The sequence below is a fragment of the Sphaerisporangium album genome (assembly GCF_003323745.1).
GTDB lineage: Bacteria > Actinomycetota > Actinomycetes > Streptosporangiales > Streptosporangiaceae > Sphaerisporangium > Sphaerisporangium album.
In genome coordinates this window covers 489,720-514,425 of record NZ_QOIL01000001.1, presented here as the reverse complement: position 1 = coordinate 514,425, position 24,706 = coordinate 489,720, and the positions used below count along the sequence as shown (strand labels likewise).

General features: G+C 70.9%; 17 protein-coding genes and 1 riboswitch. Of the genes, 12 read left to right on the top strand and 5 right to left on the bottom strand.

The features are described from left to right. Positions 1-1,296: an extracellular solute-binding protein gene (locus tag DQ384_RS02205; RefSeq protein ID WP_114027052.1), complete on the bottom strand. Its 1,296-nt coding sequence runs from the start codon at positions 1,294-1,296 to the stop codon at positions 1-3. 473 nt (positions 1,297-1,769) lie between these two features. Here DQ384_RS02205 and DQ384_RS02200 point away from each other — a divergent pair, with 473 nt between their 5' ends. Beyond that, positions 1,770-2,990: an ABC transporter ATP-binding protein gene (locus tag DQ384_RS02200; protein ID WP_245966190.1), complete on the top strand. Its 1,221-nt coding sequence runs from the start codon at positions 1,770-1,772 to the stop codon at positions 2,988-2,990. A gap of 20 nt (positions 2,991-3,010) precedes the next feature. Here DQ384_RS02200 and DQ384_RS02195 read toward each other — a convergent pair whose 3' ends face one another. Beyond that, positions 3,011-3,640 (bottom strand): ACT domain-containing protein, encoded by a 630-nt coding sequence (locus tag DQ384_RS02195; protein ID WP_114027051.1) that lies wholly within the window; start codon positions 3,638-3,640, stop codon positions 3,011-3,013. Between the two features lie 150 nt (positions 3,641-3,790). Then, entirely contained in the window at positions 3,791-5,167 is a 1,377-nt protein-coding gene (locus DQ384_RS02190; protein ID WP_114026926.1) for a right-handed parallel beta-helix repeat-containing protein, read from the bottom strand. 276 nt (positions 5,168-5,443) lie between these two features. Between DQ384_RS02190 and DQ384_RS02185 the strand changes: the two genes are divergently transcribed. The 4 genes from DQ384_RS02185 to DQ384_RS02170 all read left to right on the top strand — a co-directional run bounded on the left by DQ384_RS02185 (position 5,444) and on the right by DQ384_RS02170 (position 11,316). Further along, the gene (locus tag DQ384_RS02185) at positions 5,444-6,799 is read left to right on the top strand and encodes a sensor histidine kinase (RefSeq protein ID WP_114026925.1); all 1,356 of its coding nucleotides are present in this window, start codon (positions 5,444-5,446) and stop codon (positions 6,797-6,799) included. A 151-nt stretch (positions 6,800-6,950) separates the two neighbouring features. Then, positions 6,951-9,011: an N-acetylneuraminate synthase family protein gene (locus DQ384_RS02180; protein ID WP_114026924.1), complete on the top strand. Its 2,061-nt coding sequence runs from the start codon at positions 6,951-6,953 to the stop codon at positions 9,009-9,011. 77 nt (positions 9,012-9,088) lie between these two features. Next, positions 9,089-10,027: a glycosyltransferase family 2 protein gene (locus tag DQ384_RS02175; protein ID WP_114026923.1), complete on the top strand. Its 939-nt coding sequence runs from the start codon at positions 9,089-9,091 to the stop codon at positions 10,025-10,027. A 17-nt stretch (positions 10,028-10,044) separates the two neighbouring features. Then, positions 10,045-11,316 carry a polysialyltransferase family glycosyltransferase gene (locus DQ384_RS02170; protein ID WP_114026922.1) on the top strand — a complete coding sequence of 424 codons (1,272 nt, stop codon included), beginning with the start codon at positions 10,045-10,047 and terminating at the stop codon, positions 11,314-11,316. A 106-nt stretch (positions 11,317-11,422) separates the two neighbouring features. Here DQ384_RS02170 and DQ384_RS02165 read toward each other — a convergent pair whose 3' ends face one another. Continuing rightward, positions 11,423-12,658 (bottom strand): DUF6716 putative glycosyltransferase, encoded by a 1,236-nt coding sequence (locus tag DQ384_RS02165; protein ID WP_245966189.1) that lies wholly within the window; start codon positions 12,656-12,658, stop codon positions 11,423-11,425. A gap of 14 nt (positions 12,659-12,672) precedes the next feature. Continuing rightward, a complete protein-coding gene (locus DQ384_RS02160; protein WP_245966188.1) occupies positions 12,673-13,662 on the bottom strand; it encodes a hypothetical protein in 990 nt (329 codons plus the stop codon). A 524-nt stretch (positions 13,663-14,186) separates the two neighbouring features. On the opposite strand from DQ384_RS02160, the gene DQ384_RS42015 reads away from it, so the two are divergent. The 7 genes from DQ384_RS42015 (at position 14,187) to DQ384_RS02125 (ending at position 24,703) form a co-directional block, all read left to right on the top strand. Further along, positions 14,187-14,447 carry a hypothetical protein gene (locus DQ384_RS42015; protein WP_220182727.1) on the top strand — a complete coding sequence of 87 codons (261 nt, stop codon included), beginning with the start codon at positions 14,187-14,189 and terminating at the stop codon, positions 14,445-14,447. A 126-nt stretch (positions 14,448-14,573) separates the two neighbouring features. Then, positions 14,574-18,083, top strand: coding sequence for a ThuA domain-containing protein (locus DQ384_RS02150; protein WP_220182726.1), 3,510 nt, complete (start codon positions 14,574-14,576; stop codon positions 18,081-18,083). A gap of 437 nt (positions 18,084-18,520) precedes the next feature. Continuing rightward, a riboswitch (cyclic di-AMP (ydaO/yuaA leader) is annotated at positions 18,521-18,672 on the top strand. A gap of 14 nt (positions 18,673-18,686) precedes the next feature. Next, complete coding sequence (locus DQ384_RS02145; RefSeq protein ID WP_114026918.1) at positions 18,687-19,388, top strand: CHAP domain-containing protein; 702 nt, start codon at positions 18,687-18,689, stop codon at positions 19,386-19,388. 532 nt (positions 19,389-19,920) lie between these two features. Continuing rightward, the gene (locus tag DQ384_RS02140; RefSeq protein ID WP_114026917.1) at positions 19,921-21,270 is read left to right on the top strand and encodes an ABC transporter substrate-binding protein; all 1,350 of its coding nucleotides are present in this window, start codon (positions 19,921-19,923) and stop codon (positions 21,268-21,270) included. A gap of 141 nt (positions 21,271-21,411) precedes the next feature. After that, positions 21,412-22,392, top strand: coding sequence for a carbohydrate ABC transporter permease (locus tag DQ384_RS02135; RefSeq protein WP_114026916.1), 981 nt, complete (start codon positions 21,412-21,414; stop codon positions 22,390-22,392). Between the two features lie 32 nt (positions 22,393-22,424). Beyond that, positions 22,425-23,273 carry a carbohydrate ABC transporter permease gene (locus DQ384_RS02130; protein WP_245966212.1) on the top strand — a complete coding sequence of 283 codons (849 nt, stop codon included), beginning with the start codon at positions 22,425-22,427 and terminating at the stop codon, positions 23,271-23,273. Next, positions 23,270-24,703: a GH1 family beta-glucosidase gene (locus tag DQ384_RS02125; protein ID WP_114026915.1), complete on the top strand. Its 1,434-nt coding sequence runs from the start codon at positions 23,270-23,272 to the stop codon at positions 24,701-24,703. The genes DQ384_RS02130 and DQ384_RS02125 overlap by 4 nt, the downstream gene beginning before the upstream one ends. The last annotated feature ends 3 nt before the right edge of the window (positions 24,704-24,706 follow it).

Below are 24,706 nucleotides of genomic sequence, written 5' to 3'. Positions count from 1 at the left end.
TCACAGGCTCCAGCCCTTGAGCAGGCCCTGGTAGGCCTTGGCCACGTCCTGGGCCATGGCGTCGCTGGTGGTCCCCCCGGTGGCGAGCTTCTGGTAGCCCTCGACGAGCGGCTGGAACAGCTGGCCGGCCTCGGGGATCCAGGGACGCTCGACGGCGGCGGTCATGGGCTCCTTCCAACGGCCGATCATCGCGTTGCCCTGGGCCTCGGGCATGTCGTAGGCGGACTTGCGGGTGGGCAGCAGGCCGAGCTTGCCGGCGATCTTGGCCTGGCTCTCGGCGGAGTCCATGAACCGCACGAACAGGTACGAGGCGTCCAGGTTCTTGGAGCCGGCGTAGACGGTGTAGTCGTGGCCGCCGGTCGGGGCGCCCGCCTTGACCGAGCCGGCCGGCACGGGGGCGATGCCGAAGTTGTCGGGGTTGTCCTTGAAGACCTTGCCGCCGAGGTTGTCGGTGTTCGACCACGGGCCGTTGAAGATCATCGCGACCTTGCCTTCCTTGAAGGCGGTCTCCGCGTTGGTGTAGCTGTCCTGGATCGCGGGCTTGGCCGCGGCGCCCGACTTGATGAGGTCCTCGACGACCTTGAGGCCGGCCACCGACTGCGGCGAGGCGACGGTGATCTTCTTCGTGGTGACGTCGAGAAGGTCGCCGCCCTCGCCGTAGATGAACGGCAGCAGGAAGTAGGCGTCGACGTTGAGGGCGAGGCCATCGGCTCCGGCCTTGGACTTCACGTCCTGGGCGACCGTCTTGAGCTCCTCGAAGGTCTTCGGCGGGGCGTCGTGGCCGGCCTTCTTCAGCAGCTCCTTGTTGTACAGCAGGCCGAGGGTGTCGGTGACCTGCGGGACGCCGTACGTCTTGTCGTTGTACCTGCCGCTGCCGGCGGGGCTCGGCAGGAAGTCCTCGGGCTGGTCCAGAGCCGGGGTGCCGTCGAGGGGCGCGAGGTAGCCGAGGGAGGCGAACTCGGCCACCCAGCCGACGTCGGCGCGCAGCACGTCCGGTGCGCCCGACCCGCTCTGCGCGGCGGTCTTGAACTTGTTCTGCGCGTCGGCGAAGGGGACGTTGACGTGGTTGACCTTGATCTTCGGGTACTTGGCCTCGAAGTCGGCCTTGAGCTCTTTGAAGACGGGACCCTCGTTGGTCGCGTCGGAGGTGTCCCACCACGTCACCTCTCCGGAGACGGCGGCGGGGTCGGAGGGGGCGGGAGCGGCCGACTGTTGGGGGGTGTCCTCGCCACCGCAGGCGGATACCGCCAGCGCCAGCGCCGCGGCTGCCGCCGCGACCGAGATGCCTCGCCGCATGTTGTGCACTCCTTGCTCAGCTTCATTGCCAGAGGGACGGCGGACGCCGCCCGCGTCCCCGAAGGCGAGCGGCATCACCGGGTACGCGGAACGTAACAGCGATGTGAACCGAGATGAAAGACCTTTCGGAAACTTTCTGCAATTTGTGACATCGCCGTCACGGCGATGCCGTTAACTGCTTCGATCCCCCGCCCCGCGACCCGCTTCGCGCATGGCCGTCCTCATGCCGTGACACGCCGCGTTTGCGTCTGTCCTGACGTCAAAGAACAGCCAACGGTCAAGTAACCAGCAGATGAGCGATTTCTCACCCCACGTATGGACACGGTGGCCCGGGACGCGATGTACTACCTCATCAATCACATTGACGGCTGGATCCGGGTTTCGATGCCCGGGAGGAACGAGTGACGATGAGTACCGTCGTTCTCGACAGCGTGACAAAGGTGTACCCCGGGGGGCATCTCGCGGTCGATCGCATGAGTCTGCGAGCGGAAGAGGGAGAACTTCTCGTCCTGCTCGGGCCTTCCGGCTGTGGTAAGTCCACGCTGCTCCGCATGATCGCCGGCCTGGAGGAGATCACCTCCGGCGACCTCTACCTCGACGGGCGCATCGCCAACGACCTCGCCCCGCGCGACCGCGACGTCGCGATGGTGTTCCAGAACGGCGCTCTGTACCCCCACCGCACCGTCCGCGGCAACCTGTCCTTCCCGCTGGAGATCGCCAAGGCGGACCCGGCCATGGTCAGGGAGCGGGTCGTCGAGCTCTCCCGGGCCCTGCACATCGACGAGACGCTCGACCGCCGCCCTGGAACGCTCTCGGGCGGCCAGCGCCAGCGGGTCGCGATGGGACGGGCCATCGTCCGCCAGCCGTCCCTGTTCCTCATGGACGAGCCGCTGTCCAACCTGGACGCGGGCATGCGCACCGAGTTACGGATGGAGATCTCGTCCCTGGTGCGCGCCCTGGGCGTCACGACGATCTACGTGACGCACGACCAGGTGGAGGCCCTGACGCTGGCCGACCGCATCGCCATCATGAACCGCGGCGTCCTGCAGGACGTCGGCACCCCCGGACAGATCTACAACGACCCCGCGACCGCGTTCGTGGCGGCGTTCCTGAGCTCCCAGCAGCTCAACCTGCTGTCGGCGACCGTGCGGACCCCGCAGAACCAGTACATCCTGCTGGACTTCGGCCTCCACCAGATCACGATGCCGTGGACCGATCCGCGCGCCTACGCCGTCTCCCAGCACACCGGCAGCCAGATCATCGTCGGCATCCGCCCGGACGGGCTGACGCCGGTCGGCGAGGGCACCGACGGGCCCTTCTTCAGCGGCCGGGTCAGGACGCTGGAGTACCACGGCCACGAGTGGCTCGCCTATCTGGAGGTCGGCATCCCCGCGGTGCCCGCCCCCGAGCCCGACCTGATCAAGCCTCAGGGGACCGGCGACGGCAACGGCAACGGGGCCGGCGGCGGCCTGATCCGCTCGATGATGCGCCGCCTGATGTCGACCGGCGACGAGCCCGTCGAACGGCAGGACGCGCCGTCCGGCAGCGGTCACCACCGCAGGGCGGATCTGGTCGTGCGGCTCGGCTCGCGGCCGGTCTGGCGGGCCGGGGAGCACGGCCGGGTCGCCGTGGACCTCAGCCGGCTCATGCTGTTCACCCTGGAGGGCAACCGGATCGACCCGCCCCGCCGCTGACGCTCCCCGCGCACCGAAGCTCACGCGACGGTGCGGTCCGCCGTCGAGGCGGCGAGCCGGGTGACGATGTCCACCAGCCGTACGACCTTGTCCAGCTCCACCTGGTGGAACGCGGGGCCCTCCGAGCGCGCGACGACCAGGTGCAGGCCCGCGTCCTTCACGGGCAGGCTCAGCAGGTGCAGCGGCCCCTCGCTGAACGCCGCCGGCCGCAGCGGCGTGAGGTCGGGCATCTCGTCCACGCCGGGCGCCTGCCAGCTTCCGTGGACCACCGCGCCCGTCCGGGAGTCGACCGCGACCGCCCACTGGGCGCTCACCAGGTCGGGGACCGCGTCGACCAGGGTGACGTACGCCCGCTCGGCGTCGGAGGCGACGTGGCCCAGCAGGTCGTAGTCGGGGCTCACTCCGGGAACCTCGCGGGTCGGCCACACCCCTTCGATGCGCACCCCGGGCACGATCGCCAGGCGCTCGCGCAGTTCGGCGGCGGCGAACCCGCCCGGCCAGGAGAGGGTGAAGTCGTCCATCGCCCGGCCGCCCTCCCGTTCGAGCACCGTGACCTGGAGAATGTCCGCCCCGAGGACACCGAAGGCCCGGGCCACCTGCCCGAGGACACCCGGACGGTCGGGCAGCGAGACTCGAACCCGCAGCACCATCGTCACCACCTCTGTTCGCGCACGTGCATCCACGGCCGGTCCCCTATACGGGCCGACCTGGTATTTCTTTCATCTACGAGACCACGCCACACAGCGTGCTGGACGTAGGTTTCGCGGACGTTCCGAAGTTATGTCCGAAATAATTCCAAATCAGTATTGATACGCGCCTGCGTCCGGGTTCTTGGACCGTGGGATGGGCCGTCCCACCGCGTCCACGGCCAGCGCCGCGCCGCCGTACCACGAGGGCCCGAGCGGAACCCCCTGGCCGATCGCCGGGGAGCCGGCGCGCAGCCGCAGGTCGTGGCGCGTCCTGAACCTCGGGTCCGCCCGGACCGACCGATCGCCCGGCGAGAACCTCCCCCGCCGGCCGTCGTAGACGCCGCCCGCGTCGTCGACGCCCTTGCCGTCCTCGAAACCGACCGGCCCCCCGACCTTGATGACGTTGTTGCGCAGCGTCAGGATGCCGCCCGAGCAGCCGTCGGCGCAGGAGACGCCGATCGTGTGCCGGCCGCTGAGGTACACCGAGTTGCCGACGGCCACCGTCCCCTCGACCGGCCCCACCCCGTGCCCCGGGCCGCGGGTGATGAGGAACGACCCACGCCTGTGCGAGGAGGTCACCACGTTGGTCGCGAACAGGTTGTCCTCGGCGGTGCCGCCCGGCCCGTGGCCGAGCTCGGTGAAGGTCTCGTTGTCGCGCGCGACGTTGCGGGCGATGACGTTGCGATCCCCGTCGTACACCTCCACGGCCGCGCCGTCGTACACGTAGTCGTGACTCGGCGCGTAGCTGCCGGCGATCAGGTTGCCGATCACGTGGTTGTCGTCGCCGTTCAGCAGCACGCCGAACGCGCCGGAGTCGTTGTCGGCCACGTCGTCGTCCACGCTCATCCGGTCGTTGCCGACGATCCGGCTGTTGCGGATCACGTTGTGCGCGCCGCGCTCGGTCACCCACACGCCCGCCACGTTGCCGTCGGCGTACACGTCCCGCAGGTCGTTGCGACGGCCGTCGACGCGGAAGCCGGCCCAGCCGCAGTCGTGGGCCCGCAGGTCGGAGACGCGCAGCCGTGAGCCCTCGACGAGCACGCAGTCGCCCTTCCGCCCGCTGATCACCGGCCGCGCCCCCTCGCCGTAGCCGCCGACGATGATGGGCCGCGCCTCGGTGCCCGCGCCCCTGAGCGTCAGCGTGCCCTTCCACGCGCCGCCCCGCCTGAACAGCAGCGCGTCGCCCGGACGCAGGCGGGCGCGGCTCGCCTTGGCGAGCGAGCGCCAGGCCTTGCCCGGGGCGGCGCCGGACGCGTCGTCGTCGCCCTCGCGGGCGTCCACGTAGTACACCCTGCCCGCCCGCGTGACCGCCCCACCGGCCGGCTCCCGTCCGGCGCGCGGCCCGGCGTCCGGAGCCGCCTGGACGCGCGTGCGCGCCCGCCCGGCGGTCTCCGCGGCGGACGCGTCCAAGACGGCCACCGCGGGGACGGCGAACAGCACAAGGGCCAACGGCGACGACAGGCCCGCCCGCCAGGAGAACGGCGTCATGTATCCACACCCGGTAATCGAATGATCGCTGCCGCTCACCGTATAGGCCGGGACGCCCCGGCTGGGAGGCCCAGCGTGTGGCCGCGCCTCCCGCACGGCGGCCCGGGGGCGAACACCCCGCTGCGGCCGGCGGCCGGATCCGGTGATCCGGCACGCGGGACGGTAGGCCGCCCGGCACGCCCCGCACGCGCGCGGCCGCGGGAGTTTGCCATCACATGGCGACCTCTTTCCCTCCTCGGGGATCTTGACGGAGATCCACGCGGATAGCCTTTGCCAATGTCCCTCCGCCGGGCCGTCGTATGGCCTCGATCGATCCGGGGGCGGGTCACCCTCCTCGCCCTCGTGCTGGCGGCCGTGTTCCTGATCCCCCTCGCGGTCGCGGCCGACACCGTCATCAGGAACGCGGTCGCCGCGTCCCTGTCGCGGGAGACCAGGGAGGCCGCCTCCCACACCGCCGTCGCCTACCGGGAGGGCACGCTCCGCGACCCGATCCCTCCCTACTCCCCCGACGTCGACGTGATCCAGCTGGTCGGGCCGGGCGGCCACGTCCTGGCGTCCACCGAGGCCGCCCGCGGCATGCCGCCGGTCGGCGACGCGCTTCCCGCCTCGCCGCAGCGCATGACGGACTTCAGCACCTGCCGGGGCGTCTCCGCGCGCTGCCACCAGGTGACGGCCTTCTCGGCCGGGACGGGCCCCGGCGCCGTCGTGGTGTACGCCGCCGCGCGGATGCCGGTGCTGATCTCCACGCGCGTGCTGGAGGCGGCCATCGCCCTGCAGACGGCGGCCCTGGCCGCGCTGATCGGGTGGATCACCTGGAAGGGGGCCGACCGGGGGCTGCGCACGATCGAGAACATCCAGGCCGAGCTGGCCGACATCACCGTGAGCGACCTGTCGCGCCGGGTGCAGGAGCCGCCCGGGGAGGACGAGATCGCCGGCCTCGCCCGCACCGTCAACGCCACGCTGGCGCGCCTGGAGCACTCGGTGGAGCAGCAGCGGCGGTTCGCCGCGGACGCCTCCCACGAGCTGCGCACGCCCATCGCCGGCCTGCGCGCCCAGCTGGAGGAGGCGCGGCTGCACCCCGAGCACGCCGACCTCGGCGTGCTGGTGAACGGCGCCCTGCGCGACACCGACCGGCTGCAGACCATCATCACCGACCTGCTGTTCATGGCCCGGCTGGGCTCGGGCGGCCCGTCGGCGCAGGAGCGCGTCGACCTGGGCCGCCTGGCCGCCGAGGAGATCGAACGGCGCCGCGGGCGCGTGCCGGTGAACACCGGCATCCAGGACGACGTGGTCGTGCTCGGCGTGAGCACGCAGCTCTTCCGGGTGATCGGAAACCTGCTGGACAACGCCCAGCGGCACGCCTCCACCATGATCAGGCTGGAGGTCCGCGCGGCGCGCGGCGCCGCCGTGCTCACCGTCACCAACGACGGCGACCGCATCCCCGAGGCCGACCGCGAGCGCGTGTTCCAGCGGTTCGCCCGGGTCGACCAGTCCCGCAGCAGGGACAGGGGCGGCACGGGCCTCGGCCTGGCCATCGCCCGTGACGTCGCGATCGCCCACGGTGGGACACTGCACGTCGAGGACGTCCCCGAGGGGACACGGTTCGTGCTCAAGCTGCCCGCGGCCGAGTAGATCCGGTTTCCAAGAGTTAACACGAGCGACGCCACGCGTTCAGCTCAGGCACCCCTTTCGGGGCAGTGGTGGTGGCTAGCGTGCCTGAGCATCCCCCGTGTGCGCCCCGCCGGCCGGCGGGCGTCGTCTCGTCCTTCATCAGGGAGTCATCTTGCGAGTCCTGGCCGTCGTCCCCGCCCGTGGAGGTTCTGTGGGCGTCCCGCTCAAGAACCTGGCCAAGGTGGGCGGCACGCCCCTGGTCACCCGCGCGGTGGCCTCCTGCGCGGAAGCCGGGCTCATCGACGAGGTCATCGTCAGCACCGACCACGAGGGCATCGCCGCCGCGGCCGAGGCCGCCGGCGCCCGGGTCGTGCACCGCCCCGCCGAGCTGAGCGGCTCCACCGCCTCCAGCGAGTCGGCCCTGCTGCACACGCTCGACCAGCTCGACGCCGACCCCGAGGTCGTCCTCCTGGTCCAGTGCACCAGCGCGTTCATCGACCCGGCCGACCTGGACGCCGCGGTCGCCAAGGTGCTGGACGGCACCGCCGACGTGGTGTTCTCGGGCCTTCCGACCCACGAGTTCGTGTGGGCGGTCCGCGACGGCGGCGCGCAGGGCGTCAACCACGACCCGGCCCACCGCCCCCGCCGCCAGGACCGCGAGCCCGACTTCCGCGAGACCGGAGCGTTCTACGCGATCCGCACCGCCGGGCTGCGCGAGCACGGCCACCGCTTCTTCGGCACCGTCGCCGTCCAGCCCGTGCCCTCCCGCACCGCCGTCGAGATCGACACCCCCGAGGACCTGGAGATCGTGCGGGCGCTCGCGCCGATCGTCGACCGTCCCGGGCCGATCGACGTGGACGCCGTGGTGACCGACTTCGACGGCGTGCACACCGACGACAGCGTGTACGTCGACCAGGACGGCCGCGAGATGGTCACCGTCAGCCGCTCCGACGGCCTCGGCGTCTCCCTGCTCAAGCGGGCCGGGGTCAAGGTGCTGATCCTGTCCACCGAGCGCAACCCTGTGGTGGCCGCCCGCGCCCGCAAGCTCGGCGTCCCGGTCGTGCAGGGCCTGGCCTCCAAGCAGACCGCGCTCAGCGAGTGGCTGAGCGTCGAGGGCCTGGACGCCTCCCGCGTCGCCTACATCGGCAACGACCTCAACGACCTCGGCTGCATGGAGCTGGTCGGCTGGCCGGTGACCGTGGAGAACGTCGACCCGCGCGTACGGGCCGCCGCCCGCGTCGTGCTGGCCCGCAAGGGCGGCGCGGGCGCCGTCCGGGAGCTGTGCGACCGCGTGCTCGACGCCCGGCCCGCCCCCGAGGAGGCCCCCGTCTCCGGGCCGCGTGCCACCCTGCGCGTCAAGGGCACGCCGGTGCGCGTCGGCGAGTCGCTGGTGGGCCCCGGGCAGCCGGTGTACGTGATCGGCGAGATCGGCATCAACCACAACGGCGACCTGGACATCGCGCGCCGCCTCATCGACGTCGCCGCCGACGCCGGCTGCCAGGCCGTGAAGTTCCAGAAGCGCACCCCCGAGATCGCCGTGCCGGTCCACCAGCGCGACCAGATCCGCCAGACGCCGTGGGGCGAGATGACCTACCTGGAGTACAAGTACCGGGTGGAGTTCGGCCTCGACGAGTACACGCAGATCGCCAAGTACTGCGCCGAGCGCGGCATCGACTGGTTCGCCTCGCCGTGGGACGTCCCGTCGGTGGACTTCCTGGAGGAGATGAACGTCGTCACGCACAAGGTGGCGTCGGCGAGCGTCACCGACCACGAGCTGCTGCGCCGGCTCGCCGCCACCGGCAAGCCGATCTTCCTGTCGACCGGCATGTCGACGCTGGAGGAGATCGACGCGGCCGTGGAGATCCTCGGCACGTCCAAGCTCGTGATGATGCACGCCACCTCGACCTACCCGCTGCCGCCGGAGGAGGCCAACCTGCGCACGATCATCACCCTCCAGGACAGGTACGGCGTCCCGGTCGGATATTCCGGGCACGAGCGCGGACTGCAGATCTCGCTCGCGGCCGTTACACTCGGCGCGGTGACCGTGGAGCGGCACATCACGCTCGACCGCACGATGTGGGGGTCCGACCACGCCGCATCGCTGGAGCCGAGCGGCCTGGAGCACCTCGTCCGCGACATCCGCATCATCGAGTCCGCCCTCGGTGACGGTGTCAAGCGGGTGTTCCCCGGCGAGGAGGCCCCCAAGGCCCGTCTCCGCCGCGTCACCGCCTGACCGCACGTCCGTCCGGTCGCCCGCGCCCGCCTGAGGACCAGGAGAAGCCCAGCAGTGTCGCACGCCGAGGACCGCCCGTGATCACGCTGTCCGTCGTGGTGCCCGTACGGGACGCCGAACCGTTCATCGCCGACGCGCTGACCTCGCTGCGGCTCAACGCGCGGGCGGACTTCGAGTTCATCGTCGTCGACGACGGCTCGGTGGACGCGACCCCGCGGATCATCGACGACTTCCGCGCCGACCTGCCGGGGCTCACCGTCCTGCGCAACTCCACCGCCGTGGGGCTCGCCGACGCCCGCAACAACGGCCTGTCCCTCGCCTCCGGCCGGTACGTCACCTTCCTCGACGGTGACGACTGGCTGGGGCGGGGGTACCTCGCCGACCTGGTGGCCGCGATCGACGGCCTGGGCTGCGACTTCGTCCGGGTGGACCACATCCAGGTGGAGGGGCGCAAGCGGGTGATCCACCGGGCGCCCGAGGCGCGGCGCGGGGTGGTGCTCAAGCCCAGGGACCGCATCCTCCCGGCCGGGTCCAAGACCATGGTGGACTACCCGTACGCCTGGGCGGGCATCTACCGCCGCGAGCTCGGCGACCTGCTGGCCTTCCCCGGCAGCCTGCACACCGCCGAGGACCGCCCGTGGATCTGGCGGCTGCACCGCGAGGCGCGGTCCTTCGCGGTGGTCTCGCTCGCCGGGGTGTTCTACCGCAGGCTGGTGTCCAACTCGCTCACCCAGATCGGCGACGAGCGCCAGCTCCACTTCTTCAACGCCTTCGAGCTGGTCTTCGAGCAGGTCGAGAACGAGCCCGACCTGCTTCCGAAGGCCGTGCGCACCTTCTGCGCCCTGCTGGCGCACCACCTGGAGCTGAGCGAGCGCTTCTCGCCCCCGCTGCTGGCCCGCTTCCACGCCCGCGCCCGCGAGGTCCTCGCGTCGCTGCCGCCGGGCCTGGTGGACGAGGCGGGGCTCGAACCCGAGCGCGCCGCCCTCCTGCGCCCGCTGCTCCCCCACCGCGGATGACCCGAAGGAGCGCCTCCGTGACCCAGGTGTTCTACAGCTCCACGCTCTTCGGCGCGATGACGCTCGCCGCCGCGATGGACGCCGGGAGGTTCGGCGCCCACGACGGCCGCAGGATCCTTCTGGTGTCCAACAACGCCGCGATCCCCGAGATCACCCCGTCCCTGGACGAGACGCCGGGCTTCGCCGCGCTGCGGTCGCGCTTCGACGAGATCCGCTCCTGGAACGAGCTGATCGCGCCCCTGCACCCGTCGGACTGGAAGGCGCGCGTCATCGAGGTGCCGATGCTGTCGCGCATGATCGCCACGCGGCTCGGCCTCGAGGGCGGCGTCTCCGAGCTGGTCGTGGAGTCGGTCGCGGTCCCGCCCGCGCGCACGATCGCCGGGCTGATCCGCGACTGCCCGATCACGGTCTACTCCGACGGGCTGATGAGCTACGGGCCCACGCGGGACCCGCTGCCCCTGGAGATCTCCGGCCGCATCACCCGCCTGCTGCACCTGGCGCTGGTTCCCGAGCTCACGCCGCTGCTGCTCCGGGAGGTCGGCGTCGAGCCCGACCCGCTGCCGGACGCCGCGTTCACCGGCGTGCTCGACACGCTTCCCGCGCCGGAGGGCCTGTCCGGCCGGGCCGTCATCCTCGGCCAGTACCTCTCGGCCCTGGACATCGTCACCGCCGAGGAGGAGGCCGAGCTGCACGCCTCGATGCTGCGCGCCCTCGCCGCGCGCGGCTTCACCGACGTGCTGTTCAAGCCCCACCCGGCCGCGGGCCGCCGCCACGCCCAGCAGTTGCGCGACGTCGCCGACGGGCTCGGCGTGAACCTGAGCGTCGCCGGCGAGACCGTCCCCGCCGAGCTGTGCTTCCGCGCGCTGCGGCCGGAGCTCGTGGTGGGCTGCTTCTCGACCGCGCTGATGACCGCGCACCGGTACTTCGGCATCCCGGTGGCCAGCATGGGCTGCGAGCTGGTCCTGCAGCGGCTCGCGCCGTACGAGAACAGCAACCGGATCCCGCTCACCATCGTGGACGCGATCGTGCCCCGGCTGGCCGAGGATGGGTCGATCACCGACCCGCCGCCGGTGGACCTGCCCGCGCTGGTCCAGGCGGTCGGCTTCTGCATGCAGAGCGATCACTACCCCGCGCTGCGCGAGGCGGCCGCGAACTACATCGAGACGCACGGCGCCGAGGCGAGGTACTTCAAGAACCGCCGGCTCAGCTCGGTCGGCCTTCTGCCCGGCGGCGCCAAGTCCCAGAAGCCGAGCCCTCTCGGGCGTCTGCGCCGGGCTCTGTCCCGCTGATCTGTCTCGGGCGTCCGCGCCGAGGCCCCGTCCCGCTGATCTCGTCCCGCCCCGGCCCGAGCGGCCCCGGAAGAACCGGGGGCCGTTCGGGTCCGGTCGCGGGCGGCTAGCCGATGGCCTTCAGGTAGCGGCGGACGCGCCTGCTGGCGCGGTAGCCGGCGCGCAGCACGTTCGGGGGAAGCTCGACGCGCAGGCGGGCGCGGCGGCGGGCGGCGGCGTGGGCCGGGCCGTCCAGCAGGGGCCGCACCGGGGGCAGGCCGGTCGTCCGGGCCTGCTCGACCAGGGCGGTGAGCCGGACGATCCAGTCGCTGCTCGCCCGGTCGTGGAAGTAGTTGGCGTCGCACCAGGCCGCCGTCGGCCGCCGGAAGTCGCCCTGCGCGAGGTCGTCCAGGGTGCCCAGGCATCCGCTGTCCTCGAACACCAGGTTGATCATCTCGGCGCTCACCCCGAAGTCGGAGAGCACCAGCAGCGGCACCTCGCCCGCGATGGCCTCCAGCGCCGCCGTCGAGCTGACCGTGACGAACCCGGCCGCCTCGGCGAGGTGCTCGTGCATGGCGCCCACGGCGAACCGCACGCCGCCCGGCCGCACCGCTCCGGCCGTCTCCAGCGACGCCCAGAGGCTCTCGTAGTGGTAGCGCTCGTTGTGGGTCTGACGCTCGGTGGTGAGCGCCCGCAGCTTGACCACGACGTCCAGGTCCGGGCGCCGGGCGGCCAGCCTGTCCAGGGCCAGCAGGATGCTCTCGCGGTCCTCCCTGCGCTTGGGCACCTTGGCCTGCGTCGCGAACACGACCCGCCGGCCGGCGGGCTCGTGCGGCGGGACCTCGGTCGAGACGATGTGCGCGGGGGCCGCGGACTTCAGGAGGCCGTCGAGGTACGGCAGCCGGGCCAGGGCGGTCGAGCCGGCGGCCCCGAGCTCCTTGCCGATGCGGCCGAACTCCTCGACCTCCCTGCCGCTGTGCACGACGAACAGGTCGCAGCCGCCCCGGAACAGCCACGCCTTCTCGGTGGCCGGGATCGAGATGCCGGGCAGTCCCGACACGAGGACCGGGCGCGGCTTCAGCCCGTCCAGCACATCGCTGACCAGCACGTCCACGACAGGCCCCGTGCAGGCGACGAGCAGGACGTCCGGCCTGAGACGCTCGGCCAGGCGGCGCAGCGCCCGCGCGGAGATCACCTCCGGGGCCTCTGCCTGGGCCGCCCTGGTGCCGCTGACCGCCGCGGAGATCTGCGCCGGGGAGGGCGCGATGGGGGTGCGCACGACGGCGAGCGTCGAGGTCCATTCCGCCGGCAACTGGTCGAGCAGGCCCGCCGCCCACTTGAGGTAGGAGTCGGAATCGGCCACAGCGAGAACCCGGCTCAAGGAGAAGCCCTTTCGTGCGCGAACATCTGGAGGTGCGATCGGAGGGAGATCGAGGCGGAGGGCGTCCACCAGTCGTCGGGGACGTCCACCGTCTCCACGGGGACGCCACGCGCCGACAGCAGGACGCGCAGAGAGGTGACCGCCGTGGACGGCAGGCTGAGCACGCGCTGCCCGGGGCGCAGGTCCCGCAGGGTCATCTCGACCGGAACGCCGCCATCGTACACGGTTACGCCGGGATGATCGCGTACGGCGGCGAGGTCGCCCGGGTCCTCGCGGCGGTGCGGGAAGTAGGCCAGCGGCCCCTTCAGGGCGAACAGCCAGGACAGGTACCGGTCACGGTGGATCAGCCCGTTGCGCACCAGCGAGGTGCCCAGCACCACCGTGTTCTCTGCGGGCCGGGGGTGCCGGACGGCGGGCTGGGAGCGCAGCCAGGCGAAGTCGTGGGTCACCAGCTCGGCGCCGAGGCCGCGTACGGCCGCCGCGAGGTCGGCGGGTACGGGCAGAGCGGTGAACACCGTGAGGCGTCCGGCCCGGGCGGCGGCGCGCAGGCGTATGGCGGCGGCGGTGCCGAGGACGCGGCGCGAGGGCGTGGACCGGGCGCGGGCGCGCAGCAGCGCGGTGCCCGGGCGGGAGGTGAGCAGCTCCAGCAGGCGGATCGTGGCGAGGCCGTCGTCCACCAGCACCATGCGGGCGGGGGCGGCGGTCAGCGAGGTGAGCTGCATACGACCCGAGAAGGCGTCGCCGAGCACCCACGCGGTGCCGCGTCCCGGACGGGGCATGCGTCCGCCCTCGGCGGTCTCGATCCGCAGGCCGGGCGGCAGGTCGAGCGCGGCGAGCTCCCTGCGCGTGACCTTGAGCGCGGGTAGCTTCGCGCGGGTGACCACGCGCATCTCCGGCCCCGCGACCCCGGCGTACCGTGCCTCGACCGCACAGAGCAACTGGAGAGGCGACTCCACCCAGGCGACGGCCGACCCCTGCTCCCGCACGCGGCTTCGACCGTTCCTCTCCACGCCGGGGATTGACGCTTTCACGACGCAAGCACGGTAGCCGCATGACGCGACGCATGAGGTAACAAACGGTGAACAGAGCCTGACAAGCACCCGGCCATGCCCGTTCACCCGCCGCGCGAACGGTCTTCCGCCTCACACCGGCCTTCGGTGGCAGGAAACGCCTCGGCGCCCGGAGGGCGGGATCGGCGCTCAGCCGCCACCCGCCGGCCGGACGCATCGGACCTCCGAGCCCACAGAGATCAACAGATCACAACCGAGAGTGAGCGGGGCTGTCGGGACGGCCGCACACCCGCTCGTTTTGGATCGCCCGAAATATGCACAAAATACCGGTTGAATTCCACCACCCCCTATGGATCGACCGATGGGCAGTCCGCCCCTGGGAAACCAGGTCTCGCATTCCCGCAGATCAGCGCCACTATCGCCTACTCGGGACTTAGTTTTGCTAGAAATGCGCGACTTATGCTTGTGCTCGGCATAAGTGGCTTTTACGATCCCGCAATATGGAGGAAACCGAACACGAACGAACACAGGTCACCTCACTCCGCGTCGGCATCATCGGTACCAGCGGCCAGCCGTCCACCTCCGCGGATCCGGCCGCCTCCGCGAGCGCCACCGGCGCGGGCACCGGCGAGCACGCCGACGACGAGCTCGCGCGGCCGGCACCGCGGACCATCGCCACCGCCGCCTCGATCCGGCCTCCGCTCGCCCCGACCCAGGACGCCCTGGCCACCGAAGGGCTCGCCTTCCCGCGGACCCTGTGAACCCGTCCCTTCTCCTCCTGTCCCTCTGACCCCACCGGCCCACTCCCACCCCCGTCCGCCGGCCGGAAGCCCCGCACGGGACCCCCAGGCCTTCTCCGCATGCCTCCACCCCCCAAGGAGAGATACGTGCGACGTCTGATCACCCTCCTGCTCCCGATCCTTCTCCTGTTGTCCCTCCCCGTCACCACGACGGCCGCCGGCGCCCAGGCGGCCCCCGCGTTCCGCGCCCTGCTGTTCTCCAAGACCGCCGGCTACCGCCACGACTCGATCCCGGCGGGCGTCAGCATGATCCAGAGCCTGGCCGCCGCCAACAACTTCGAGGTCGTCGCGTCGGAGGACTCCGGCGTGTTCACCGACGCCAACCTCGCCACGTTCAACGTCGTGATCATGTTCCAGACCTCAGGCATGGTCTGGGACAACGACGCCCAGCGACAGGCGATGCAGAAGTACGTCAACAACGGTGGCGGCATCGTCGCCGTCCACAACGCCACCGACATGAACATCGACAGCACCTTCCCGTGGTGGGACCAGCTGATCATGGGCGGCGCGCACATGACCGCGCACTCCTCGATCCTGCAGGGCACCGCCAAGGTGGCCGACCGCGTGCACCCCTCGACCACCGGCCTTCCCGAGCGCTGGACCCGCACCGAGGAGTGGTACAACTTCGACCGGAACATGCGCGGCGACGTGCACGTCCTGGTCACCGCCGACGAGACCACCTACGACGCGGGCGGCAGCAAGATGGGCGCCGACCACCCGATCTCCTGGTGCCGCAACGCCGAAGGCGGCCGCGTCTGGGCGACCGCGATGGGCCACGAGAGCGCGGCCTACTCGGAGGCGGGGATCCGCTCGCACATACTCGGCGGCATCAAGTGGGCCGCGGGCAACGTCCAGGGCGACTGCGGCGGGACCGTGTGGAACCGCTTCCAGAAGGTGACCCTCGACAGCGCGCCCGACCAGCCGATGCAGCTGGACATCGCCGCCGACGGAACCGTGTACTACATCACCCGCTCCGGCAAGCTGATGTCCATCGCCAAGAGCGGCACGATCACCACGACCGGCTCGCTCAACGTCTACACCGGCGGTGAGGACGGTCTCATCGGCCTGGTCCTCGACCCCGGCTTCGCGACCAACCGGTGGGTCTACCTCAACTACTCCCCCGCCGGGTCCCAGGCGGTCAACCAGGTGTCCCGGTTCACCCTCAACGGCCAGACGCTCGACCTGGCCAGCGAGAAGAAGCTGCTGAGCATCCCGGCCACCCGGGTGGACGAGCCGGGGCACACCGGCGGCGCCCTGGCCTTCGGCCCCGGCGGCAACCTGTACATCGGGGTCGGCGACGACACCAACCCCTTCGCCTCCGACGGCTACACGCCGATCGACGAGCGGGCCGGGCGGGCGAACTTCGACGCCCAGAAGACCAGCGCCAACACCAACGACCTGCGCGGCAAGATCCTGCGGATCCACCCCGAGAGCAACGGCACCTACACCGTTCCCCCGGGCAACCTGTTCGCCCCGGGCACCGCGCAGACCCGGCCGGAGATCTACGCGATGGGCTTCCGCAACCCGTTCAGGTTCGCCGTCGACCCCGTGACCGGCTGGATCTCGATGGCCGACTACGGTCCCGACGCCGGCGGGCCCAACGCCGGTCGCGGGCCCGAGGGCACGGTCGAATGGAACCTCGTCAAGTCGCCGGGCAACTACGGGTGGCCCTACTGCGTCGGCAACAACACCCCGTTCAACGACTACGACTTCGCGACCTCCACCTCCGGCGCGAAGTTCAACTGCGCCGCCCCGGTGAACAACTCCCCCAACAACACCGGCCTCACCAACCTGCCCGCCGCCAGGGCCGCCACCGTCTGGTACACCTACCACGGCGCGCCCGAGTGGCCGGAGATGGGCAACAGCGGCGGCGCGGCTCCCATGGGCGGCCCGTTCTACCACTACGACCCGGCCAACCCGTCGGAGACCAAGTTCCCCGCCTACTTCGACAACACCCCGTTCTTCTTCGAGTGGGCCCGCAACTACCTGGCCGAGATGCGCCTGGACGCCGGCGGGAACGTGCTGAAGATCAACAGGTTCCTGTCCAGCGTCGGGTTCGTCTCGCCGATGCACATGAAGTTCGGCCCCGACGGCGCGATGTACCTGATCGAGTGGGGCAACGGGTACGGCGGCTCCAACCCCGACGACGGCGTCTACCGCATCGAGTACGTCAACGGCTCGCGGTCGCCCGTCGCCAAGGCCGCCGCCACGCCCACCTCGGGCCGGGCCCCGCTGGCCGTGCAGTTCTCCTCGGCCGGCTCCTTCGACCCCGACGGGGACCCGATCACCTACGCGTGGGACTTCACCTCGGACGGCACGACGGACTCCACCGCCGCCAACCCGTCCTTCACGTACACGGCCAACGGGAACTTCACCGCCAGGCTCACCGTGAGGGACGCGGGCGGCAAGACGGGCTCGGCGACCGTGCCGATCGTGGTCGGCAACACCGCCCCGGTGGTGCGGTTCGGCTCGCCGCCGAACGGCGGGGCGATCCAGTTCGGCGACGCCGTCGGCTACACCGTCCAGGTGACCGACCCCGAGGACGGCACCATCGACTGCTCGAAGGTGCAGGTGGTCTCGGCACTCGGGCACGACACCCACAGCCATGACACCGGGCAGTTCACCGGCTGCAGCGGCACGGTGACCACCACCGCGTCCGGCCACGACGCGGACGCCAACACCTACTACGTCCTCACCGCGACCTACACCGACAAGGGCGGGCTCACCGGCAGCGCCAACCTGGTCCTCCAGCCGAAGCAGAAGCAGGCGGAGTACTTCACCGGCTCCTCGGGGGTGCGCGTCATCGACCAGGCCGGAGCGCAGAACGGCAAGCGCATCGGCGACATCTCCAACAACGACTGGATCTCGTTCACGCCGGGCAGCCTCCAGGGGATCACCTCGATCTCCTACCGCCTCTCCTCCCCCTACGGCGGCGGGACGATCGAGTTGCACGCCGACTCCCCGACCGGGCAGCTGCTGGCCACCACCAGCGTGCCCAACACCGGAGGATGGGACAACTACCAGCAGACCGCCCCGACCACCATCACGGGCCTGTCCGGCAGCCATCCGCTGGTCCTGGTGTTCAAGCACCCGGCGGACAACCAGTTCGACGTCGACTCGTTCACGCTGAACGGCCAGGGCGTGGGCACTCCGGGTGGCGGCGTGCAGCCGAACGGCGTCTACACCCTCGCCGCGGTCCACAGCGGCAAGCTGGCGGACGTGTTCGGGCAGTCCACCGCCGACAACGCCTCCATCGTCCAGTGGGCCGCCAACAACGGCGCCAACCAGAAATGGAGGGCGGTCGACAAGGGCAACGGCGCCTTCGCCCTGGTGTCGGTGCTGAGCGGCAAGTGCCTGGACGTCCCGGGCGCCTCGACGGCAGACGGCGCGCTGCTCGTCCAGTGGACCTGCAACGAGGGCGCCAACCAGCAGTGGCGGTTCACCCAGGCCACGGGCGGGGCCTGGCGGATCACCGCCGCGCACAGCGGGCTGTGCCTGACGGTACCGGGCTCCTCGACCGCGGACGGGGCTCAGCTGGCCCAGTCCGCCTGCGGATCGGGCGCCAACCAGCAGTGGCGGCTCACTCTCGCGCCGTGACGCCCTGAGGGGCGTGTGAGCGGGGCCGGCCGCTCACACGCCCCGCCGCCGGGCCGGTCCGTGGACGTCTCCCCGGACCGGCCCGTGCAGGTGTGCGTCGTGCCGGCCGTCGGCGTGCGGCACCGCGCGGCGCAGCACCCCCCTCGGCGGCGAACGCGGCCCTGCCCGCCGCCCGGCAGGAGGCCGGCGGCCGGCGAATGCCGCAGTTCCAGCCGGTGCGGGCCCAGGCGCGTGTGCCCTCCGGCGGGGCGCCCGGTGCGGGCTTGCCGTTCACGACCCCCGATGCAGACCGGAGATTTGTCCTGTTTGCATCTGTTTGTCCGGTGTATTACTCTGTGTGCACTCCTGGCAGAGGAACGCGCTTTCCGGGCGACTTCCCAGTGCCATGGAGATTGCATAGCGCGGCCGGTCGTCTGGGAGATCCCTTCTCCCCCCGGGGCGCGCAACCGCCGAGTCCGCGTCCACGCGGAGCCGGGGACCCAATCTCTCCCCGGGGTGAATCGGGAGCGCCCGCCCACGGACGCGCCCGTAGGGCGACTTCCACGCCCGAACCCGTCAGCTAACCCGGTAGGCGGCCGTGGAAGAAGGAGTTTCCCCTTGTCCATGTTGATACATCGGCTTCTGGATGCCCCGAAGAACCACTTGAAGGCCTTCGCCTTCAGCGGCCTTGTGGCCGCGCAGCTCGTGACGGGCGCCACCATGGCCGCCCACGCCCACGCCGACACCGGCCGGGACGGCGGCGTCGTGAAGGTCGCCGGCGCCGAGGCCGCCGGCCTGTCGAAGGCGCTCGGCGTCCCGGAGGGCGCGCGGCACGTGTCCGCGCAGCAGCTTCTGAAGCTGGCGGAGAGCCAGGTCGGCGTCTCCGAGAACAGCTTGGGCGGTGGCACGAAGTTCCACCGCTGGTACATGGAGAGCCCGCGCGCGGAGGAGACCGTGGCCCGCGACGGCGGCAAGATCTCCGACTACGCCAACGCCGCCTGGTGCGACATGTTCGTCTCCTGGGTCGGCAGCCAGCTCGGCATGGAGCACGCCGTGGGCGTCGACGCCTGGACGGTCGCGCACGCCAAGTGGTTCGAGTCCCAGGGCCGCTGGGGCGACACGGCCAAGCCCGGCGCGGTCGTCTTCTTCGACTGGAACGGCGGCAAGGACGTGGACGCGATCGACCACGTGGGCTTCGTGATCCACGACAACGGCGACGGCACCATCAAGACCGTCGAGGGCAACACCAACAACGGCAAGGTCGAGATCCGCACCCGGCCGACCTACCAGGTCGCCGGCTACGGGTACCCCGCCTACGCCGCCTGACGCGGGGTCCTTCCCGGGGCGCCCCTCCCACGCGGGGCGCCCCTCTCCCGGGCCGCCGGCGGCCCCACAGCCGCCTCCCGGCCTCACGGGCGCCCTCGCCTCCCCGCGGGCGCCCTTCCCCGGCCGTACGGCCGGCGGTCCCGCTCCGCCGGCCGTACGGCCTCCTCCTCTCGGCACTTCCACGTCCCCGGGGCGGCCCCCGGAGGGCCTGCCGCGCGCCGCGCGCCGCGCCGATTTTCGCCGGACTGTGCCAGCTTGATGTGGGAGCGCTCCCAGAATGCCGAACGGCCCTTATCAGGCTTGAAGTCTGATTCCAAGCGTCCAGAGGCCCCAGGAGTAACAGTTAGGTTTCGGCATATTGACGTCGGCGTTGCCTATCGGAGACCCTTCGTGGGAGCGCTCCCAAATATCGCCCACGAAAACGCTCGTGGGATCACGACCGAGGGATCCAGCACATCGTGGGGCCCGACTGTCGGGGCCGGCCCTCGATGCACCTCCCGTATACGGGCAACCACCTGAGAGGGGTCCGGAAATGACGAACAAGGCGCGCCGCGGCAAGATGCTCGCGGTCGCATCGGTGATGACGGCCGCGCTCGGCGTCACCGCAGCGTGCTCGTCCGGCGACAGTGGGGACACCGCCGGGTCGGCCGGCACGTCCTCCGCCGCCGCGGAGAAGATCACGCTCACGCTGCAGACCTTCGGCGGCGGCACCAACTTCGGCTACAAGGCCGCCGTGGAGAAGTGGAACGCCGACCACCCGAACGTCCAGGTCAAGTACAACAACCTGACCGACAGCTTCGAGAACGTCTACTGGCCGCAGATGCTGCAGTGGCTGCAGTCGGGCACCGGCGCCGGCGACGTCGTGGGCATCGACGAGGGCGGCATGGGCCTCGCCAAGGCGCGCCCGCAGTTCTTCACCGACCTCGGCCAGTACGGCCTGCAGAGCCGCCAGGCCGACTTCCCGGCGTGGAAGTGGGAGAACGGCATCAACTCGGAGGGCAAGCTGTTCGCCCTCGGCACCGACGTCGGCGGCATGAGCATCTGCTACCGCACGGACCTGTTCAAGAAGGCCGGCCTGCCCACCGACCGCGACGAGGTCTCCAAGCTGTGGAGCGGCGGCTGGGACGACTTCATCAAGGCCGGGCAGGACTTCCAGGCCAAGGTCAAGGACGCCAAGTTCGTGGACAGCGTCAACACCATCTACAACGTGGTCCTGTCGCAGGAGTCCGCCAAGAACGGCAATGTGACCTACTTCGACAAGGACCAGCAGCTCATCGTGGACAAGAACCCGGCCGTCAAGACCGCGTTCGACTTCACCCAGAAGATCAGCCAGGCGGGGCTGACGGCCAAGCTGCAGAACTTCACCGACCCGTGGAACACCGGCTTCGTGAAGTCGCAGTTCGCGACCCTGGGCTGCCCGGGGTGGATGCTCGGCGTCGTGTCCGGCACGGCGGGCGACGAGTTCAAGGGCAAGTGGGACGTCGCGACCGTGCCCGGCGGCGGCGGCAACTGGGGCGGCTCCTGGCTCGCGGTGCCCAAGCAGTCCAAGCACCCGAAGGAGGCCGCCGAGCTGGCGAGCTACCTGACCAGCCCCGAGGCCCAGCTCATGGCCTTCAAGGAGGGCGGCAACCTGCCGAGCACGATCCCGGCGCAGGACAACCCCGAACTGCAGAGCGCGACCAACGAGTACTTCAACAACGCGCCGATCGGCAAGATCTTCGGGCCGTCCATCAAGTCGCTCCAGCCGACCTTCCTCGGTGAGAAGCACGCCCAGGTGAAGCGCGAGGTGGAGCAGGTCGTCACCGGCATGGACCAGGGCTCGGTGCCCTACGCCGACGCGTGGCAGAAGTTCGTCGAGGCGGGCCAGAAGGCGGCGGGCTGACCGCCCCCTGATCGTCACCGGCCCGCCGCACGATCCCCGGCGGGCCGGTGACCCTCCCATCGACCGCTATCGACGAACGAAGGAGCAGAGGGATTCCCTCCCCGCGGCCTCCCCCGGCCGCGGGGAGGCCCCGCACTATCGATGAGCGTCAACCTCCACACCCAGCGGGCGGATCCGGCGCCACCCCCCTCGCGGACGGGCCGCCGCCACACGCGCCCCCCCAATTCCTTCTGGTCCCGGCTGGACCTCAAGGCGATGCCGTACTTCCTGATCTCCCCGTACTTCCTGCTGTTCGCGATCTTCGGCCTGTTCCCCCTGGTGTTCACCCTGTGGGTGTCGATGCAGGACTACGGCCTGGCCGGCGGCGAGGCGTCCTTCACCGGGCTCGACAACTACACCAAGCTCCTGGCCGACACGGACTTCTGGAACGCCGTGGTCAACACGGTGGGCATCTTCGTCCTGGCCACGGTCCCGCAGCTCGTGCTGGCCCTGCTGCTGGCCAACGCGCTCAACAAGCGGCTGCGCGGGCGGCTGTTCATCCGCCTCGGCGTCCTGCTGCCGCTGGTCACCTCGGTGGTGGCCGTGGCCATCGTCTTCACCCAGCTCTACGGCCGCGACTTCGGCCTGTTCAACTGGCTGCTCGACGCGCTCGGCGTCGACAAGCACATCGACTGGCAGAGCGCGAAGTGGTCGTCCTGGACCGCCATCGCCACCATGGTGGACTGGCGGTGGACCGGCTACAACGCGATCATCTACCTCGCCGGCATGCAGACCATCCCCCGGGAGCTGTACGAGGCGGCGTCGATCGACGGGGCCACCCCCCGCAGGCAGTTCTGGAGCATCACGCTGCCGATGATCCGGCCCACGATCATGTTCACGGTCTTCGTGTCCACGATCGGCGGCCTCACCCTGTTCGCCGAGCCGGTCATGTTCGCCAGCAACCGCATGGACGGCGGCACCACCGGCCAGTTCCAGACCATCGCGATGTACATCGTCGAACAGGGCTTCAGGAACTTCGACTACGGCTACGCGGCGGCGGCCGCCTGGCTGCTGTTCGTCCTGATCCTCCTCGGCGTCGCGATCAACTACACGTTCGTCCGCCGGATCGGAGGCGCCAAGTGACCGCGCTCACGCAGGCCGGGCCTGCGCACGCGGTGAGGGGGCGCGACCGGCGCGACCCCTTCCGCGCCACGCCCCTCACCAAGGTCGCCCTCGGCTTCACGCTCATCCTGTCGATCTTCCCGATCTACTGGATGATCATCATCGCCTCACGGACCAACTCCGACGCCGTGGACGTGCCGCCGCCGCTGCTGCCGGGCGGCAATCTCGGCGAGAACATCCAGCGGGTGCTGGCCACCGAGGACGCGCACTTCCTCACCGGCCTGCTCAACTCGCTGATCGTCACCTCCACGGTGACCGTCTCCGTCGTGATCATCTCGACGTTCGCCGGCTTCGCCTTCGCGCGGCTGCACTTCCGCGGGCGCAACCTGTTGCTCGGGTCGATCCTGCTCACCATGATGGTGCCGCTCCAGCAGATGGGCATCGTGCCGCTCTACCAGCTGATGGTGAACCTCGGCTGGGTCGGCTCGCTCAAGGCGGTGATCCTGCCGTACCTGCTCAACGGCTTCGGCGTGTTCATGATGACGCAGTACACCCAGCAGGCCGTGCCCGAGGAGCTGGTCGAGGCGGCCCGGGTGGACGGCGCGTCCACGCTGCGGATCTGGTGGAACGTGATCCTGCCCGCCGTACGGCCGGGCATGGCGGTCCTGGCGCTGCAGACGTTCATGCTCAACTGGAACGAGTTCATGTGGCCCCTGATCGTCCTGACGCCGGAGAACCCCACCGTGCAGGTCTCGATCAGCTTCCTCACCGCGGCCCATACCACCGACTACGTGCTCATCTTCACCGGCACGGCCCTGTCAGTACTCCCGCTCATCGTCGTTTTCGTCGCGTTCGGCCGACAGATCGTCGGCGGACTCATGGAAGGTGCGGTCAAGGCGTGACCACGCAGGAGACTCAACCCGGCACCGAGGCCCCCACCCTGGCGTTCCCCCCCGGCTTCGTCTGGGGGGCGGCCACCTCCGCCTACCAGATCGAGGGGGCGACCACCACCGACGGGCGCGGCACCTCCATCTGGGACACGTTCGTCCGGCGCCCCGGGCGCGTGCTCAACGGCGAGAACGCCGACGTCGCCATCGACCACTACCACCGCTACCGCGACGACGTGGCGATGATGGCCGAGCTCGGCCTCACCGCCTACCGGTTCTCGGTGTCCTGGCCGAGGATCATGCCCGACGGCGCGGGCGAGGTGAACCAGGCCGGGCTCGACTTCTACCGGCGGCTGGCCGACGAGCTGCTCGCGCACGGCATCGACCCGTACCTGACCCTGTACCACTGGGACCTGCCGCAGGCCCTGGAGGACGCCGGCGGCTGGCCGGCCCGGGACACCGCCAAGCGCTTCGCCGACTTCGCCGCGTGCGTCCACCAGGCCCTCGGCGACCGCGTGCGCAACTGGAGCACGGTGAACGAGCCGTGGTGCGCCGCCTTCCTCGGCTACGCGTCCGGCGAGCACGCCCCCGGGCGGCGCGACCCGGCCGCGTCCATCAGGGCCGCCCACCACCTCAACCTGGCCCACGGCCTGGCGGTGCAGGCCCTGCGCGCCCAGGACGCGGGGGCGCGCATCGGCGGCTCGGTCAACCTGTACGCGGTGACCCCCGCCACCGACGACCCCGCCGACGTGGAGGCCGCCCGGCGCATCGACGGCCTGCAGAACCGCTTCTTCCTCGACGCGCTGCTGAAGGGCTCCTACCCCGAGGACGTCCTGGCCGACCTGTCCGCCGTCACCGAGATCGACTTCATCCGGGACGGCGACATGGAGACCATCTCCACCCCGTTCGACACGCTGATGGTGAACTACTACAGCAGGTTCACCGTGTCGGGCGCCCCGGGCGGCTCCTCGTCCGCCGCCGCCGCGCCGACCGGCGCCGGGTCGCCGTGGCCGGGCAGCGAGCACGTGTCCTTCGTCAACGGCGGCCGCCCGGTCACCTCGATGGGCTGGGAGATCGACGACCTCGGCCTGTACGAGGTGCTCCAGCGGGTCGCCACCGACTACCCGGGCATCCCGCTGATCATCTCGGAGAACGGCGCGGCGTTCGACGACGTCGTCGACGGCGGCGAGATCGACGACCAGGAGCGGCTGGCCTACATCGACGCCCACCTGCGCGCGTGCCACGCCGCGATCGAGGCCGGAGTGCCATTGAGGGGGTACTTCGCCTGGTCTCTGATGGACAACTTCGAGTGGGCCTGGGGGTACGGCAAGCGCTTCGGCCTCGTGTACGTCGACTACGCGACCCAGCGCAGGACACCGAAGGCGAGCGCGCACTGGTACGCCGGCACGATCCGCCGAGGCGGTCTTCGCGGTCCGGCAGAATAGGCC